We start from the raw sequence: 16,464 nt of genomic DNA, 5'->3' as shown, positions 1-16,464 counted from the left end.
GGATGCAAGCAATCGTAATGACAGGGGTCGGCGGACCCGATGTGCTCGTCGCTCAGGAGATGCCCGAACCGCAACCGCGGCCGGGCGAGGTACTCGTGCGGGTCGAGGCGGTTCCGGTGCTGTATCCGGAAACCATGTTGCGCAACGGCGCCTTCCCGATGCCGAGTCCGCCCCCGACGGTGTTCGGCATGCAAGCCGTCGGCATCGTCATCGCCGTCGCCGCGGACGTCGACCCGGACCTGATCGGACATCGCGTTCTGGTGACGCGCGACGACTTCGGCACCTATGCCGAACGGGTGTGCGCACCAGCGGAATCCGCGGTGCGGGTACCGGACGGACTCGACGCCGCATCGGCCGCCGCGGTGGCGATGAGCGGCTCGGTCGCCTCGGCGCTGATCGACACCGCCGCACTCACGGGTACCGATACCGTGCTGATCCAGGCCGCGGCCACGGGGATCGGCGGATATCTCACTCAGCTCGCGGCACGATCGGGCGTGGGCCACATCATCGCCACCGCCGGCGGTCCCGCCAAAACCCAGCGCGCCCGCGAACTGGGCGCCCACACGGTCATCGATCATCGCGATCCGGACTGGCCACGGCGGCTCGCCGAGGTCCTCGGCGATACCACCCTCGACGTGGTCTTCGACGCCATCGGCGGCGACACCGCGGCCGCGCTGCTGGATCTCATGACCCCACTGCACGGCCGGATGCTCGGCTACGGCTGGCTGTCCGGCGCACCCGCGCAGGTGACGGCTTCGGATCTGATCATGCGCGGGCTCACCTTCATCGGATGCTCCGGGCCGCAGTGGCTCGCCGGAGTTGCCGCGCGACGAGCCACGGCCCTGCGCCTCGCGGCCGACGGCGACCTCACGGTGCTGATCGACAGTGTGCTGCCCCTCGACGAGGCGGCCCGGGCGCATCATCTGGTCGACGACCGCGCGACCCGGGGCACCGTCGTCCTGCGCCCCGAAACCGTCTGACGCGGAAGCCGTTTCAGGACTTCGGCTGCGCCAGGCAGAACGTCGTCCGCGGATCCGACAGCGTGATCACGCTGTCGGATTCCGCGCCGCAGAGGTTCTCATCGGACTGCCCGTCGATGCGCTGAGCGACCCGGAAGCAGGCCTCCGACGACGCGCAGTCAGCGAACTTGTACCCACTGATGGACGACTCGGCGTAGCACAGGCCCTGCTTGAAATTCGGGGCCAGGCACAGGTAGGCCAGCGTGCGGCCGTTGAGGGTCTCCTCATAGGAGGTGTAGTCGGCGGCGCACTCGATCTTCTGCTCGTGCACCTGCGCGACCTTGTAGACGGCCCTGTCCGAAGTGCAGGCCACCGGTTCGGTGTCGGAGTCGACGGCCGATGCGGTGATCACGTTGATGCACTCACCGACCTTGGCCCGGGCGGTATCGGACTTGTTGTGGTCCTTCGCCACCTGAACTCCCCTGTCGACGCTCTTTTCGACCGCCGAGCACCCGGTCGCCGCGAGCGTCGCCGCCGCGAGGATCGCCGGGAGAAGACGCAGCACGTTCCGTGCCGACGCCGATTCGAACCGCATGTGTTCCACCTTTTCCAGTCAATTGACCAGGACAGTGAACCCCATGCGTTGCCGAAACCCACAACCGAAATGACGGCAATGTCCGAATTCCGCCGGGTGGCCGGTCAGCCCGTGATCTCCCATTCGTGAATGGTCAACTCGGAAGCGCCTGTGGTGTGAATCGGATCGGTGAAGACCAATTCCCGTGCGGCGGTGAGATCTTCGGCCAGCACCAGATAGGCGCCACCGCTACCGTCGGTGAATCGCCCGGTGCTGTCGAGTTGCCCGGCTGCCCGCACCGTGTCCAGCCACTGCCGATGCGGTTCGATCACCGCATCGGACCAGGCCGGGGTGCGCATGGCCAGGACGAGGTACTTGATCATCACGCCCCGCTATCGCGGCGAGTGGCCGCCGCGGCGGCGCGGACCTGGTCGGCGACGGTCACGATGCGCCCGAGCACACCGTTGACGAAGCCGGGCGAATCGTCGGTGGACAGCTCCTTGGCCAATTCCACGGCCTCGTCGACCGCCACCACCGGCGGGACGTCGGTCGCGTGGAACAACTCCCATACCGCCACCCGCAAGATCGCGCGATCGACCGCGGGCAGACGTTCCAGTGTCCAGTCCTGCAGATACGACTCGATGGTGGCGTCGACCCGGTCCAGATCGTCGGCCACACCCTCCACCAGCGTGCGGGTATACGGATTCACCGGTGCGACCTGCTCGTCGCGTCCGGCCAGCTCCAGCCGGTCCGCTACCAGATCCGCCGGATCGATATCGCGGGCCTCGGCCTCGAAGAGCAGATCCACGGCGCGCCGGCGAGCCTTGTGCCGGGCACCGAGCTTCTTGTGGGTGGACTTCTTGTCCACGGGCTGATCAGCCACGATCACCATTATCCCGTTCGCAGTGTCGACGGCGGCGCGGGCGTCATCGAAACATCGATGCGCGCGCGCCGCCCATGGTTCCGGCACCCGGCCGGTGGATCCGACGGATCAGGCGTTGACCCGGCCCAGGTAACCACCGTCGCGCGAGTCGATCTTCAGCTTGTCGCCGACGTTGATGAACAGCGGAACCTGCACCTCGGCGCCGGTCTCCAGGGTGGCGGGCTTGGTGCCGGCGCTGGAGCGATCGCCCTGCAGGCCGGGTTCGGTGTGGGTCACCTCGAGCTCGACGGTGACCGGCAGCTCCACGTACAGCGGCGCGTCTTCGTGGGTGGCGACCTGCACGGTCATGTTCTCCAGCAGGAAGCCCGCGCCCTTGCCGACGGTCTTCTCGTCGATGCCGATCTGGTCGAAGGTCTGGCTGTCCATGAAGATGTAATCGGAACCGTCGTGGTACAGGTAGGTCATATCGCGGCGGTCGACGGTCGCGGTCTCGACCTTCACACCGGCGTTGAACGTCTTGTCGACCACCTTGCCGGACAGCACGTTCTTCAGCTTGGTCCGTACGAACGCGGGACCTTTGCCCGGCTTGACGTGCTGGAACTCGATGATCTGCTGAAGCTGACCGTCGATCTTCAGCACGAGGCCGTTCTTGAAGTCGCTGGTGTCCGCCACTGTCCTCGGATCTCCTTGTTAGTACTTTTCGACGTTCCGCGCCGGCGCCGTGCGGGCCGGCCGATTTCGGCAACCGAGGTCAGTCGACCACGGTGAGGTCTTTACTGGTGTGGGTGAGCAATTCCGGCCCCCCCGCGCGAACCACGAGCGTGTCCTCGATGCGAACTCCGCCGCGGCCGGGGAAATACACACCTGGCTCGACGGTCACCGCCACGCCATCCAGAAGTGTACCGGTCGCGGTTTTGGCCACCGGAGGCGCTTCGTGGATCTGCAGCCCGACTCCATGGCCGAGGCCGTGCACGAACAGGTCGCCGTATCCAGCGGACTCGATGACCGAGCGCGAGGCCGCGTCCACATCGGCGCAGCGCACTCCCGGTGCCAGCGCCTCCCGACCGGCCCGCTGCGACTCGTAGACCAGCTGATAGATCTCGCGCTGCCAGTCGCTGGGTTCTCCCAGGACCAGGGTCCGGGTCATATCGGAGTGGTAGCCGTCGACGACGGCGCCGAAATCGAGCTTCACGAAATCACCGGCGGCCAGGACCGCGGACGTCGGCCGATGGTGCGGGACGGCGGAATTCGCGCCCGTGGCGACGATGGTCTCGAACGCGACGGCATCCGCGCCGTGCTCGAACATCAGCCATTCCAGCTCGCGCGCGACCTGGCGTTCGGTGCGGCCCGGGCGCAGGCCGCCGCGTTCGAGCAGTGCGGCCAGCGCGGCATCCGCGGCCGCGCACGCCGTGCTCAGCCGATCGACCTCGAAATCGTCCTTGACGGTCCGCAGTTGTTCGACCAGTCCCGGCGTGGGCACGAATTGCAGGCCACTGCCCTGATCCACGAAACCGCGATGCTGATCGACGGTGACGACGTGGCTCTCGAAGCCCACCCGCCCGATCTGCCACTCCCCGGCCAGCTCGACCAGGCGGCGCGCGCTGGCCCGGGCGATCTCGGCGCGCACATCGGGCACCTGCTCGCCGACCTGCGTGATGTAGCGGCCGTCGGTGCAGATGACGGTCCGGTCCCCGTCCTCACGCATCTGCGTGCCGTCCCAGGAGTGCACCAGCAGGGCGGCGTTGGATCCGGTGAAACCGGTCAGGTACCGGATATTGACCAGATCGGTGACCAGCAGGGCATCGACCCCGTTCTCCACCAACAGGTCTCGCAACCCCGCCCTGCGCGCCGCGTGGTCGGGACGCCGGGCACCGTCGTGTGCAGACATGGCTGTCACGCTACAACTGCCACATTGCGGGGTCGTCACGCCGTCACCGGGAGGACCGCGCCGGGGCCTGGGCCGAAGCCGTGTTACCCGGCGCGTGTTCACAACCGTTGCGGTTGTCCACATTCGGCGTTCGGGCCCACCGGCGCCCAACCGGGACGAACGACGATGGATACCGTGCCCCTCATCGCCTATCTCGTCCTCATCGTCTGGTGCGCGGTCCTGACCACCGTCGACCTGCGGTCGCGCCGCCTGCCCGACGCGCTCACGCTGCCCGCGCCGGTGGTGATCGTCGCGATCGCCGCGCTCACCGGCCACGGCGGCGCCGCTGCCGGCGGCGCGATCGTGCTCGCCGTGCCGTATCTGCTGGTGCATCTGGCCGCTCCGGCCGCATGTGGAGCCGGTGACGTCAAACTCGCCCTCGGCACCGGCGCGGCGGCGGCATGCGGGGGCGCGTCCTGCTGGGTATGGGCCGCGATCGGCGCGCCCGTCCTCACTGCGGCCGCCGGTGCCGGTGTCCTCGCCGCCGCCCGGATCACCGATCGGGCGTGGGCCGCGGCACCGGTCCCACACCACGTCGAGGCCGCCGAATTCGCGCGGGCCGGGCCGTCTCGGCACCGCCGCGCCAGGTGTGCCCGACGTGTGCTCACCGGTCCGATCACCGTGCCGCACGGACCCGCGATGTGCCTGGCTACCGTTGCGGCACTGTGGCCCACGCTGTAGGCGCGCGGATACCGATTCCCGGGGAAACGTCGTGACGTGGAAAGATGGAGGTCGTGTTGCGCTGGATAACTGCCGGAGAGTCTCATGGTCCCGCCCTCGTCGCCATGCTCGAGGGGATGGTGGCCGGTGTCGAGGTGACCTCGGCCGATATCGCCGCGCAACTCGCGCGTCGCCGGCTGGGGTACGGGCGAGGCGCGCGAATGAAGTTCGAAGCCGACAAGGTCACCGTCATCGGCGGTATCCGGCACGGCCGCACGATGGGCGGCCCCATCGCGATCGAGATCGCCAACTCCGAATGGCCCAAATGGACCGAGGTGATGGCCGCGGATCCGGTCGACGAGGCCGAATTGGCGGAGCTGGCACGTAACGCCCCGCTCACGCGGCCACGCCCCGGCCACGCCGATTACTCGGGCATGCTCAAGTACGGCTTCGACGATGCCCGCAATGTGCTCGAACGCGCCAGCGCCCGGGAAACCGCCGCGCGGGTGGCCGCCGGAACGGTCGCGCGGCAGTTCCTGCGCCAGGCCTTGGGCGTCGATGTGGTCTCTCATGTCGTATCGATCGGCACCGCGGCCGCGCGCCCCGAATTCGTCCCGGCCGCCACGGATCTCGACACCATCGACGCCAGCCCGGTCCGTGCCTTCGACCCCGAGGCCGAAACCGCGATGATCGCCGAGATCGAGGCCGCCAAGAAAGACGGCGACACCCTCGGCGGTGTAGTGGAGGTCGTGGTCACCGGCCTGCCGGTGGGACTGGGTTCGTTCGTGAGCGGCGAACAGCGCCTGGACTCGCGACTGGCCGCGGCCTTGATGGGCATCCAGGCCATCAAGGGCGTCGAGGTCGGCGACGGCTTCGAGACCGCTCGCCGGCGCGGCAGCGCCGCTCACGACGAGATGCGTCCGGGCCCCGACGGCGTGCTGCGCTCGACCAACCGCGCCGGTGGTCTCGAGGGCGGCATGACCAACGGTGAACCCTTGCGGGTACGGGCGGCGATGAAGCCCATCTCCACGGTCCCGCGCGCCCTGTCGACGGTCGATATGGCCAGCGGTGAACCGGCCGTGGCCATTCATCAGCGCTCCGATGTCTGTGCCGTGCCGGCGGCGGGTGTGGTGGCCGAGGCGATGGTGGCCCTTGTGGTCGCCCAGGCGGTACTGGAGAAGTTCGGCGGTGATTCCCTGCCCGAAACGGTCGACAACCTCACCAGCTACCTGAAGCGTGTCCACACCCGTCCGCACATTCCGGGCGCCGTGGCGTCGGAGGCATGAATGGCTGATCCCGCGCACGGCACCGCCCGGGTCCGGCGCCCGGGACAGCCGTCGTGATCGTCCGCAGCGAACCCAGCAGGCCCAGTGTGATCCTCATCGGTGCGCCGGGCGCGGGTAAGTCCACCATCGGCCGCAAGCTCGCCCGCGAACTGGATGTTTCGCTCTACGACACCGACACCGGGATCGAAGAGGACACCGGCCGCACCATTCCCGATATCTTCGCCACCGACGGCGAACCGGAGTTCCGGCGTATCGAGGAGCGGGTCGTACGGCGGGCGATCCTGGCCGAGCACGGCGTCGTCTCCCTGGGCGGCGGCGCCGTACTGTCCGCGGCGACCCGGGATCTGCTTCGCGGTCGCACGGTGGTCTATCTGGAGATCAGTGTCGCCGAGGGGTTGCGGCGCACCGGCGCCTCGACGAATCGCCCCCTGCTCAACGGTGACGATCCCGCCGCGAAGTATCGCGAACTCATGCGGGTACGGCGCCCGCTCTATCGCGAGGTCGCCTCCATCCGCGTCCGCACCGACGGCCGCAGCCCCGGCCGCGTCGTGCGCGCGATCCTGGCCAGACTCGGTGTCGAACCCACCGAACCCGCGGCGCCACAACCGGATCCGTCGCGCGCCGAGAACACCTCCCGCCGCTCCCGCACCCGCGGGCGGCGACGTCGTGCGCAGCCGAAGGCGGACGCCGCACCCCACGGCGAGACCGACACCACCGGCCATGCGGCCGCACCATCCGGCGAACCCGATACGCCACCATCGGGCTCGGGAGCCGATTCCACGCCTCGGCGGCGCGCGCGCCGATCCCGTCGCGGTGGCCGCCGGCACGCCCGCAACCGCGCGAACGCGGCAGCCGATCCGACCGCTGGGACCACCCCGGCGATCGACGTGAATCCCACTCCCTCGGCGAATCACGCTGCCCCGGTAGCGAATTCACGGTCGGGGCGAGGCCGGCGCAGCGCGACCCGGCCCGCCGGGCCGCCCGGCCCGAATTCCGGTGCGGCACCGGCACACCACCGAGATCGGTCCGGCGCGGAGACGCCCCCCTCTCCCAAAGATCCCGCGCCGCCGGACGGCGGCCCGACCGCGGCCGGGGACCGATCCGATCACGAATCCGCCCCCGGGACGGGGCGGTCCCGCCGCGCCCGGGCCCGCCGCGCACGACTACGACGAGCACTAGAGGAATCGGAGCAGCACACATGAGTGAGCCCATCAGCATCGAGGTCCGAACCGCCGACCCGTATCCGGTGATCATCGGCCGTGGACTGCTGGGTGAACTGGTCGAGCAGGTCGCCCGCCATCCCGGTGTGCGCACCGTGGCGATCTTCCATCAGCCGCCGCTGACCGAGACCGCCGAGGCGGTGCGGCAGGCGCTCGCCGAGCATGTCGTCGGCACCCAGGGCGAGACGATCGACGCCCATCGCATCGAGATCCCCGATGCGGAGGCCGGTAAGGACCTGCCGGTCGCCGGATTCTGCTGGGAGGTGCTCGGCCGCATCGGCCTCACCCGGCAGGACGTGGTCATCAGCCTCGGTGGCGGCGCCGCCACCGACCTCACCGGGTTCGTGGCCGCGACCTGGATGCGTGGCGTCAAGGTCGTCCACATTCCCACCACCCTGCTCGCGATGGTCGACGCGGCGGTCGGCGGCAAGACCGGAATCAACACCGAGGCCGGCAAGAACTTGGTCGGCTGCTTCCACGAACCCTCGGCGGTGCTGGTGGACCTGGTCACGCTGGAAACGGTGCCGACGAACGAGATCGTCGCCGGGATGGCCGAGATCATCAAGGCCGGATTCATCGCCGATCCGGTGATCCTGGAGTTGATCGAACGCGATCCGCAGGCCGCGCTCGATCCCACCGGTTCTGTCCTGCCCGAGTTGGTGCGGCGCGCGATCCAGGTCAAGGCCGATGTGGTGGCCGCCGATCTCAAGGAAGCGAGCCTGCGCGAAATCCTCAATTACGGCCACACTCTGGGCCACGCCATCGAGCGACGGGAGCGGTACCGGTGGCGGCACGGCGCGGCCGTGTCGGTGGGTCTGGTCTTCGCGGCGGAACTGGGCCGGCTGGCCGGGCGGCTCGACGACGCCACCGCGGATCGGCATCGCGCGATTCTCGAGAGTGTGGGACTGCCGACCGGCTACGACGCCGACGCGCTGCCGCAACTGCTCGAGACCATGCAGACCGATAAGAAGACGCGGTCGGGCATTCTCCGGTTCGTCGTACTGGACGGTCTGGCCAAACCGGGTCGACTGGAGGGCCCCGACCCGTCACTGCTGGCCGCGGCGTATGCGACCATCGCCCGCGAGGACAGCTCCGCCAGCGGAATTCTGCTCTGATACAGGACAATCCGGGTCGCGGGACTTCTCCGCGGCCCGGATGCTCCGAAGTGTCCGGCCGATCAGGCCGGGGAGGCAGCTGCGGGCGGCGGCGAGGGCTCACCCTTGCGCTGCTCCCGGCCGACCAGCACGCGGCCGACGGCCACGCCGATCATCGCCGGGATGAAGATCATCAGCACGATGAACGCCGCGCCGGCGGTGAGCTCGAACAGCAACCCGTTGTCGCCGAGATCGAACTTCGGCACGAAATCCAGCACCCACGACACCAGACCACTGCCCAGACCACCGGCGACACCGGCCTTCAGCCAGCGCATGGTCAGGTCCGCACCACCGCGCTCGGGATCCGGATTGGCCCGCCGATCACTGCGACCGTCGATCAGACCCCACGCCACACCGGCAACGACCAGCACGATCAGGCACAGAATGCGCATCCACGAGCCGTGCGTCGGCCAGTAGATCATGCCGAAGCCGAGCAGCGTTCGTAGTACGACGGTCAGCGCGCCCAGGACTATGGCACGCAACACCCACGAATTCATGTCGATCACCTTAGCCTGTGTTGTGACGTCATCGAATTGGAACCGGTTCTAGAAGTTTCCGAGGTCGAGTGCCGCCGCCATCGCGGCACGCGGCGCCGGATGTCCGGTGAACTGCTCGACCTGGCCGTACGCCTGGTTGAGCAGCATCTGCAGTCCACTGACGACGGTATGTCCCGCGCGCTGTACCGCGGCCGCCAACGGTGTGGGCCACGGATCGTAGATCGCGTCGAGCACCACGGGCGCGACCGCCACCGCCTCGGCGACCCCGGCGGCGCCCGCCGCCGGAACCGAACTGACCACGGCGTCGGCCCGCGCGCAGACCGCCCGGACCGCGTCCTCGTCGAAGCCGATGCACTCGGTCTCCAGCTGCAGTCGCCGAGCCAGGGCGAGGGTCGAGGCGGCCCGGCCGGCGTCGCGCGCCACCACCGTGACCGTGCGCGCACCGAGGTCGGACAGTGCGAGCAGGGCCGGCCTCGCGGTGCCACCGGCACCGAGTACGACAGCCCGGTTCACCTCGTCGACACCGGCCCCCTGCAGGGCGCCGCGCACCCCGTCGACATCGGTACAGTCGGCGCGCCACCCGGTGGCGGTCCGGACCAGGGTGTTGGCGGAACCGACCAGGACAGCCCGCTCGGTGCGCTCCTCGGCGTAGTTCAGCGCGGCGACCTTGCCCGGCATCGTGACCGAGAGACCGACCCACGCCCCGTCCAGCCCGTCGACCAGCGCGGGAAGCTGTTCACCGGTGCACTCGATGCGCTCGTAGCTCCAGTCCAGCCCCAGTGCCCGATAGGCGGCCAGATGTAGTTGCGGCGACCGGGAGTGCGCGATGGGACTACCCAGCACCGCGGCCTTACGCCCCTGGCCCGGATCGGCGGCCGCGGTGTCGTCATCGGCCACTGTCGAGAATTCCGCTCTGCTGGGCGCGTTCGATATTGCGCAGGTGTTCGCTGTAACTCTCGGTGAACAGTGTCGTCCCCTGTTTGTCGACGGTGACGAAGTACAGCCACGGTCCGGCGTTCGGATTCTCCACCGCCCGCAACGCATCCAGCGACGGCGAGGAGATGGGAGTGGCCGGCAGACCCGACATGGCATAGGTATTCCACGGCGTCTTGCGGGCCCGGTCGGCGTCGGTGGTCGCGACCTCGGTGCGGTCCAGGGTGTAGTTCACGGTGGAGTCGAGCTGTAACGGCTGATCGACCGCGAGCCGATTCATGATCACCCGCGCGACCTTCGGCATGTCCTTGGGCAGCGCCTCCCGCTCCACCAGCGATGCCGCGATGAGCATCCGGTACGGATCGAGCGTATTGGTGGCTCCCGATTGCAGCAGACCGGTCGTCTCGTAGCTGGCGGCGCTCTCCCCGACCAGCTGGGCCAGGATCTGCTCCGGAGTGCCGGACGGATCGAAATCCCAGGTGCCCGCGGCGATCAGCCCCTCGAGCTGGCGTGTGCGATCGGGCACCTTGCGCACCGCGTCGACAGCCCAGGCCGGCACGCCCAAGGCGGTCGCATCCGCCGTGGCGCCGGCGGCGTCGAGCTGTTCGTAGGTGACGCATTTGCGCTCGGAACCGGTCCCGACACAGCTGGCATCGGCGATCTTGCGATAGATGCCCTCGTTGCGGGCGCCGGTGTTGACGTCGGTCGAATCGTGGAGCCGGCGGCCTTCGGAGACGACCACATTGCCGACCCGGGAACCCTTGTCCAACAGCGCCGACACCGCGTCGACGCCCTTGCTGTGCGTCGGCACCGCGTAGTACCCGGGCTGCACCGACGTGATGCCCGAATTGCGCACGGCCGCTTCGTAGAAGGCACCCGAACTCTTGACGACGTCGCGTTCGACCATCGTCCGCGCTATCTGCTCCGCGGTGTCGCCGTGATGCACCTGCACCACCGCCAGCGGCCCGGCCGGACCGTCGAAGTCCTCCGGCCCGCCCATCGAGCCGATGAGTTTGTATCCGGCATAACCACCGGCCACCACGAACAAGACCACGAACACACAGCCGAGTACGACGAGATTGCGACGCCGGCGCTGCCGTTCGGCCGCCTTGCGGGACGCGACCCGGGACCGCCGCCCGCGCCCGGAGGACGACCGCGACGATCTGCCCGCTCCGCGAGCTTGGCTCCCGGGTTTTTTACGGGCCGTGCCGCCGCGCTGAGCTTCGCGCGGTGATGTCGCACCGGATCGGGCGCCGCGCCGGGCCGGCGGGGGTTCGGGCGGCTCCTCCTCGACGAGCGGCTCGATATCGCGTTCGGAGACATAGCGCGAGTCGTAGTCGGATTGGCGGTAGCGATGCCCCGAGGCGGACTGCTCGTATCCGGGATCGGTGTCGTCGTCGAGGTAATCGGGATCGGCATAGTCCGGATCGGCGTAACCGGGCTCGTGATCGTAATGAGCGCCGCCGTATCCCGGGGCCACGTCGGCGTACTGCGCGACCGGCTCGTCCTCGTCGACGTAGCGCGGGATCACGGCGGTGTCGTCGTCCTCGTCGTCGTCCCAGTCGTCGGTGGCACTTCGATGCGCACCACCGCGCCGATAACGCCGCTGCTGCTCGTCGGCGCGTTGACGGGACCGCTCTCCGGCTCGGGCCCAGCGGTCATTCATCCGACCACCTGGCCTCGTTCGCACCGGCCGAGTTCAACACCGCACTCCGTTCGTCCAACCACCCTTGCAGGATCGACACAGCAGCCGCCTGGTCGATCACCTGCCGGCGGCCGCGCGCGCGAACTCCGCTGTCCCGCAATGCACGTGCAGCTGTCACCGTAGTCAAACGTTCGTCGGAAAGTCGTATCGGCACACGGGGAATCAGTTCCCGCAAACTACTCGCGAACCTCATCGCGAGCTTCGCCGACGAGCCACCTTCCCCGCGTAACGTGCGCGGAAGGCCCACGATCACTTCCACCGCCTCGTATTCCCGCACAATCTCGGCTATTCGATTCAGATCGGTTGCGGGCCCGCGTTTACCGCCCTTGGCTGTCGGAACGGTCTCGACCGGAGTCGCCAGAATCCCGTCCGGATCGCTGGCGGCGACCCCGATGCGCACCGTCCCCACATCGATGCCGATGCGCCGTCCGCGTCCCGGGTCGGTCTCGGCGCTGGGGCGCTCGGCCGACACCCGTTGCGGACGACCGGCCTCGGATTCTCTCCCGAATTCCGAGGCCGCGCCCGATGGAGGAGGTTCCGCGTCGGTGGTTTCCGAATTCTCGGAGGTGCCCATCAGCCGGCGATCTCGGCCACCCGCGCGCGTACACCGGCCAAACCGGCTTCGATTCCGGACGGATCCGAACCGGCGCCCTGGGCCATCTCCGGCTTACCACCACCGCGACCGGCGATACTCGGGCCGAAACTGCCCACCAGATCTCCGGCCTTGAATCCGAGTTCCTGGGCGGGTTTGTTCACCGCCACCACGAACGGCACCTTGCCGTCGGCATGGCCGAGCAGCACCACCACGGCGGGTTCGCTACCGAACCGGCCGCGAATATCGGAGGCCAGGGTCCGCAGATCCCCGGCGCCGACACCCTGCGGTGCGGCGGCCGCGACCAGCAGCACCTTGCCCACCCGATGCGCCTGCTCGACATAGGTTCCGGCCTGCGACAGCACGGCGGCGGCCTTGGTGCGCTCGAGTTCCTTCTCCGCAACCTTCAGCCGCTCCACCAGCTGCTCGACCCGCCCGGGCACCTCTTCGGAGGGCACCTTCAGCGAGGCGGCCACACCGGCGAGCAGGGCCCGTTCCTTCGCGAGGTACTTGTAGGAATCCAATCCGACGAACGCCTCGACGCGGCGGACACCCGAGCCGACGGACGATTCGCCGAGCAGCGTGATCGGACCGATCTGCGACGAGTGCCCGACATGGGTGCCGCCGCACAGCTCCATCGAGAACGGCCCGCCGATCTCCACGACCCGCACTTCGGAGCCGTAGTTCTCGCCGAACAGCGCCAGCGCGCCCATCGCCTTGGCCTTGGGCAGATCGGTGACGAAGGTATTGACCGGGAAGTCGGAGCCCACCGCGTCGTTGGAGACGGCCTCGATATCGGCCTTCTGTGTCTCCGACAGCTGTCCCTGCCAGTTGAAGTCGAAGCGCAGATATCCGGGTTTGTTCAGCGAACCGGCCTGTACGGCATTGGGTCCGAGCACCTGCCGCAGCGCGGCGTGCACCATATGCGTGCCGGAGTGGCCCTGGGTGGCACCGCGCCGCCATGCCGGATCGACCTGGGCCAGCACGGTATCGCCCTCGGTGATCTGCCCGCGTTCGACGGTGGTCTTGTGCACCCAGAGCTTCTTGGCGATCTTCTGCACGTCGTTGACCCGCAGTTCGGTCCCCGATGTGGTGATCGTGCCGCGGTCGGCGATCTGGCCACCGGATTCGGCGTAGAGCGGACTGCGGTCGAGGATGACCTCGACCTCGTGCCCGGCGGTCGCGGTCGGCACCCGGACACCGTCGGAGATCAGCGCGAGAACCGTTGCCTCGGTGGCGAGTTCGTCGAAACCGGTGAACTCGGTGGCGCCGCGATCGACCAGTTCCTTGTAGATGGACAGGTCGGCGTGGGCATGTTTGCGAGCCTGGGCGTCGTCTTTGGCGCGCTGCCGCTGCTCGGCCATCAGCGTCCGGAAGCCGGCTTCGTCGACCTCGAGACCGGCCTCGGCGGCCATCTCCAGGGTCAGGTCGATCGGGAAGCCGTAGGTGTCGTGCAGCGTGAACGCCTCACTGCCCGGAATCTCGCGACCACCACCGGACTTCACCTCGGCGACCGCGTCGTCGAACAGCTTCGAGCCGGTGCTCAACGTCTTCAGGAAGGCGGTTTCCTCACCGACGGCCACGGTTTCGATGCGGGTGAAATCGGTGGCCAGTTCGGGATACGAGGGGGCCATGAGCTCGCTGACGACCTTCATGAAGTCCCCGATCACCGGCTTCTCGGCACCCAGCAGCCGCGCCGAGCGCACGATCCGGCGCAGCAGCCGCCGCAGCACGTAGCCGCGGCCGTCGTTACCGGGATTCACACCGTCGGCGATCAGCATCGCGGAGGTGCGGGCGTGGTCGGCGATAACCCGGAAGCGGACATCGTCGGTGTGTTCGACGCCGTAGTTCTTACCGGTCAGCTCTTCGGCCTTGGTGATGATCGGGCGCAGCAGATCGGTCTCGTAGACGTTGTCGACGCCCTGCAGCAGCATCGCCACCCGCTCGACGCCCATACCGGTATCGATGTTCTTCTTCGGCAGCGTGCCGACCGGCGGATAGCCCAGCTTCGGACTCTGCTCGCCGCGAATATCCTGCATGAACACGAGATTCCAGATCTCGAGGTAGCGATCCTCGTCGGCGACCGGGCCGCCCTCGGCACCGTACTCGGGACCGCGGTCGTAGTAGATCTCCGAGCAGGGACCACCGGGACCGGGGACACCCATATCCCAGTAGTTGTCCTTGCCGTCGCGGAACTGGATGCGCTCGGTCGGAATTCCGGCGACACGATGCCAGATCTCGGCGGCCTCGGGATCGCTCTCGTAGGCGGTGACCCAGATGCGCTCCGGATCGAATCCGAATCCGCCCTCCTCCTGGGGCTTGCTGATCAGCTCCCAGGCGAAGGTGATCGCGCCTTCCTTGAAGTAGTCACCGAAGGAGAAGTTGCCCGCCATCTGGAAGAACGTGTTGTGGCGGGTGGTGACGCCCACCTCTTCGATATCGCCGGTGCGCACGCATTTCTGCACGCTCGTCGCGCGCGCGAACGGCGGCGCCTCCTGGCCCAGGAAATACGGCTTGAACTGAACCATGCCCGCATTGACGAAAAGCAGGTTCGGGTCCGGCAGGATCAGCGAGGCGCTGGGTACCTCGCTGTGGCCGGCACGGACGAAATGGTCCAGGAAACGCCGTCGGATCTCGTGGGTCTGCACAAATATCCAGCCTACCGGGCGCCGTCCAGCCGGTTTCCAGCGGACGGGCGCGTTTCAGCGTCCGCGAACGATGCGGCGCAATTTGGTCACCCGGGGGCCCACCTCGCGCTCGTAGCCGTGGTCGGTCGGCGCGTAGTACTCGGCACCGATCAGCTCGTCGGGCGGGTACTGCTGGGTGAGAACGCCGTCGGGGTGGTCGTGCGGATAACGGTAGCCCTGCGCGTTGCCCAGGGCGGCCGCCCCCGAGTAGTGCCCGTCGCGCAGATGCGGGGGCACCGCGCCCGCCTTACCGGCCGAGATATCGGCCAGCGCGGCGCCGACGGCCGCGGCGACGGCACCGGATTTGGGCGCCGTCGCGATGTGGATGGTGGCGTGCGCGAGCGCCAGTTGCGCCTCCGGCATCCCCACCAGCTGGACCACCTGGGCGGCCGCGACGGCGGTCTGCAATGCCGAGGGATCGGCCATACCGACGTCCTCGGAGGCCTGGATCATCAGCCGCCGCGCGATGAACCGCGGGTCCTCCCCCGCGCTGATCATGCGGGCGAGATAGTGCAGGGCGGCATCGACATCGGAGCCGCGCAGAGATTTGATGAACGCGCTGATCACGTCGTAGTGCTGATCGCCGGACCGGTCGTAGCGCACCGCGGCGCGATCGACGCTGGCCTCCACCAGGTCGACGTCGACGGTGCCGTCCAGTGAGGATTCCGCGGAGGCCTCGAGGGCGGTCAGCGAACGCCGCGCATCGCCCCCGGCGATGCGCACGATGTGATCGAGCGCGGGTTCGGTGACCGTGTACTGCCCGCCCAGACCGCGCTCGTCGGCGATCGCGCGGCGCAGCACGGCTCGAATGTCGTCGTCCGACAACGACCTCAGTTGCAGGACCAGCGACCGCGACAGCAGCGGTGACACCACCGAGAAGGACGGATTCTCCGTGGTCGCCCCGACCAGCAGCACCACCCGGTTCTCCACCGCGGCCAGCAGTGCGTCCTGCTGGGTCTTGGAGAACCGATGTACCTCGTCGATGAACAGCACGGTCTGCTCTCCCACGAGCAGCCGCCGCCGCGCCAGCTCGATGACCGCGCGCACCTCCTTGACCCCCGCCGACAACGCCGACAGCGCCTCGAAGCGCCGACCGGTGGCGGTGGAGATGAGCGCGGCCAGCGTGGTCTTACCGGTACCCGGCGGGCCGTAGAGCAGTACCGACGCCGCACCGGACCCTTCGATCAGCCGTCGCAGTGGCGAACCCGGGCCCAGCAGATGCTGCTGGCCGACGACCTCGTCCAGACTCGCCGGGCGCATGCGCACCGCCAACGGTGACATCCGGCCAACCGGCGGCAACGCGGTCGACCCCCCGGCCCCCTCCTCCGCCCCCGGTGCCTCCATCGCCGGCGCCTCGAACAACCCTTCGCTCACGCTTCGACGGTAC

General features: G+C 68.6%; 15 protein-coding genes and 1 pseudogene. 5 read left to right on the top strand and 11 right to left on the bottom strand.

The genetic code is table 11. The features are described 5' to 3' along the window. Window positions 1-2: 2 nt before the first annotated feature. Window positions 3-980, top strand: a complete 978-nt coding sequence (locus tag LKD76_RS14105) for a quinone oxidoreductase family protein (RefSeq protein ID WP_227981781.1) — start codon at window positions 3-5, stop codon at window positions 978-980. A gap of 13 nt (window positions 981-993) precedes the next feature. Here the strand turns inward: LKD76_RS14105 and LKD76_RS14100 are convergent, their stop codons facing one another. The 5 genes from LKD76_RS14100 to LKD76_RS14080 all read right to left on the bottom strand — a co-directional run bounded on the left by LKD76_RS14100 (window position 994) and on the right by LKD76_RS14080 (window position 4,304). Next, complete coding sequence (locus LKD76_RS14100) at window positions 994-1,554, bottom strand: LppU/SCO3897 family protein (RefSeq protein ID WP_227981780.1); 561 nt, start codon at window positions 1,552-1,554, stop codon at window positions 994-996. A 104-nt stretch (window positions 1,555-1,658) separates the two neighbouring features. Beyond that, complete coding sequence (locus LKD76_RS14095) at window positions 1,659-1,916, bottom strand: YciI family protein (RefSeq protein ID WP_227981779.1); 258 nt, start codon at window positions 1,914-1,916, stop codon at window positions 1,659-1,661. Further along, window positions 1,916-2,416: a transcription antitermination factor NusB gene (nusB, locus tag LKD76_RS14090; RefSeq protein WP_227981778.1), complete on the bottom strand. Its 501-nt coding sequence runs from the start codon at window positions 2,414-2,416 to the stop codon at window positions 1,916-1,918. The genes LKD76_RS14095 and nusB overlap by 1 nt, the downstream gene beginning before the upstream one ends. A 108-nt stretch (window positions 2,417-2,524) precedes the next feature. Further along, the gene (gene efp / locus LKD76_RS14085) at window positions 2,525-3,088 is read right to left on the bottom strand and encodes an elongation factor P (RefSeq protein WP_227981777.1); all 564 of its coding nucleotides are present in this window, start codon (window positions 3,086-3,088) and stop codon (window positions 2,525-2,527) included. A 79-nt stretch (window positions 3,089-3,167) separates the two neighbouring features. Then, the gene (locus LKD76_RS14080; protein WP_227981776.1) at window positions 3,168-4,304 is read right to left on the bottom strand and encodes a M24 family metallopeptidase; all 1,137 of its coding nucleotides are present in this window, start codon (window positions 4,302-4,304) and stop codon (window positions 3,168-3,170) included. Between the two features lie 165 nt (window positions 4,305-4,469). Between LKD76_RS14080 and LKD76_RS14075 the strand changes: the two genes are divergently transcribed. The 4 genes and pseudogenes from LKD76_RS14075 to aroB all read left to right on the top strand — a co-directional run bounded on the left by LKD76_RS14075 (window position 4,470) and on the right by aroB (window position 8,624). Continuing rightward, on the top strand, window positions 4,470-5,024 hold the full coding sequence (locus LKD76_RS14075; RefSeq protein WP_227981775.1) for a prepilin peptidase: 555 nt from the start codon (window positions 4,470-4,472) through the stop codon (window positions 5,022-5,024). 44 nt (window positions 5,025-5,068) lie between these two features. Continuing rightward, a complete protein-coding gene (aroC, locus tag LKD76_RS14070) occupies window positions 5,069-6,289 on the top strand; it encodes a chorismate synthase (RefSeq protein ID WP_227981774.1) in 1,221 nt (406 codons plus the stop codon). A 56-nt stretch (window positions 6,290-6,345) separates the two neighbouring features. Beyond that, window positions 6,346-6,861, top strand: a pseudogene (locus LKD76_RS14065) (shikimate kinase); the annotation flags it as partial. Between the two features lie 626 nt (window positions 6,862-7,487). Beyond that, a complete protein-coding gene (gene aroB / locus LKD76_RS14060; protein ID WP_227981773.1) occupies window positions 7,488-8,624 on the top strand; it encodes a 3-dehydroquinate synthase in 1,137 nt (378 codons plus the stop codon). 62 nt (window positions 8,625-8,686) lie between these two features. On the opposite strand, the gene LKD76_RS14055 is transcribed toward aroB, so the two are convergent. From LKD76_RS14055 to LKD76_RS14030, 6 genes are all read right to left on the bottom strand, one after another. Further along, window positions 8,687-9,160, bottom strand: a complete 474-nt coding sequence (locus tag LKD76_RS14055) for a B-4DMT family transporter (RefSeq protein WP_227981772.1) — start codon at window positions 9,158-9,160, stop codon at window positions 8,687-8,689. Window positions 9,161-9,208: 48 nt separating this feature from the next. After that, window positions 9,209-10,057 (bottom strand): shikimate dehydrogenase, encoded by an 849-nt coding sequence (locus LKD76_RS14050; protein ID WP_227981771.1) that lies wholly within the window; start codon window positions 10,055-10,057, stop codon window positions 9,209-9,211. Then, window positions 10,047-11,759, bottom strand: a complete 1,713-nt coding sequence (gene mltG / locus LKD76_RS14045) for an endolytic transglycosylase MltG (RefSeq protein ID WP_227981770.1) — start codon at window positions 11,757-11,759, stop codon at window positions 10,047-10,049. Before mltG ends, LKD76_RS14050 begins: the two co-directional genes overlap by 11 nt. Next, window positions 11,752-12,270: a Holliday junction resolvase RuvX gene (ruvX, locus tag LKD76_RS14040; protein WP_227981769.1), complete on the bottom strand. Its 519-nt coding sequence runs from the start codon at window positions 12,268-12,270 to the stop codon at window positions 11,752-11,754. Before ruvX ends, mltG begins: the two co-directional genes overlap by 8 nt. A 101-nt stretch (window positions 12,271-12,371) precedes the next feature. After that, a complete protein-coding gene (gene alaS / locus LKD76_RS14035; protein WP_227981768.1) occupies window positions 12,372-15,038 on the bottom strand; it encodes an alanine--tRNA ligase in 2,667 nt (888 codons plus the stop codon). A 54-nt stretch (window positions 15,039-15,092) separates the two neighbouring features. Then, the gene (locus LKD76_RS14030; protein WP_255661447.1) at window positions 15,093-16,421 is read right to left on the bottom strand and encodes a replication-associated recombination protein A; all 1,329 of its coding nucleotides are present in this window, start codon (window positions 16,419-16,421) and stop codon (window positions 15,093-15,095) included. Window positions 16,422-16,464: the final 43 nt, after the last annotated feature.

This window comes from Nocardia spumae, assembly GCF_020733635.1.
Taxonomy (GTDB): Bacteria; Actinomycetota; Actinomycetes; order Mycobacteriales; family Mycobacteriaceae; genus Nocardia; species Nocardia spumae.
Note: the sequence above shows the minus strand (reverse complement) of the source record. Positions and strands in the feature narration are given on the sequence as shown.

Bases quoted from the DNA above. Each gene is read 5' to 3' on its own strand.
- aroC (WP_227981774.1), top strand. From the start codon at position 5,069: ATGGAGGTCGTGTTGCGCTGGATAACTGCCGGAGAGTCTCATGGTCCC.
- LKD76_RS14080 (WP_227981776.1), bottom strand. From the start codon at position 4,304: ATGTCTGCACACGACGGTGCCCGGCGTCCCGACCACGCGGCGCGCAGG.
- LKD76_RS14030 (WP_255661447.1), bottom strand. From the start codon at position 16,421: ATGGAGGCACCGGGGGCGGAGGAGGGGGCCGGGGGGTCGACCGCGTTG.
- LKD76_RS14105 (WP_227981781.1), top strand. From the start codon at position 3: ATGCAAGCAATCGTAATGACAGGGGTCGGCGGACCCGATGTGCTCGTC.
- LKD76_RS14095 (WP_227981779.1), bottom strand. From the start codon at position 1,916: ATGATCAAGTACCTCGTCCTGGCCATGCGCACCCCGGCCTGGTCCGAT.
- LKD76_RS14055 (WP_227981772.1), bottom strand. From the start codon at position 9,160: ATGAATTCGTGGGTGTTGCGTGCCATAGTCCTGGGCGCGCTGACCGTC.
- aroB (WP_227981773.1), top strand. From the start codon at position 7,488: ATGAGTGAGCCCATCAGCATCGAGGTCCGAACCGCCGACCCGTATCCG.
- LKD76_RS14075 (WP_227981775.1), top strand. From the start codon at position 4,470: ATGGATACCGTGCCCCTCATCGCCTATCTCGTCCTCATCGTCTGGTGC.
- mltG (WP_227981770.1), bottom strand. From the start codon at position 11,759: ATGAATGACCGCTGGGCCCGAGCCGGAGAGCGGTCCCGTCAACGCGCC.
- LKD76_RS14100 (WP_227981780.1), bottom strand. From the start codon at position 1,554: ATGCGGTTCGAATCGGCGTCGGCACGGAACGTGCTGCGTCTTCTCCCG.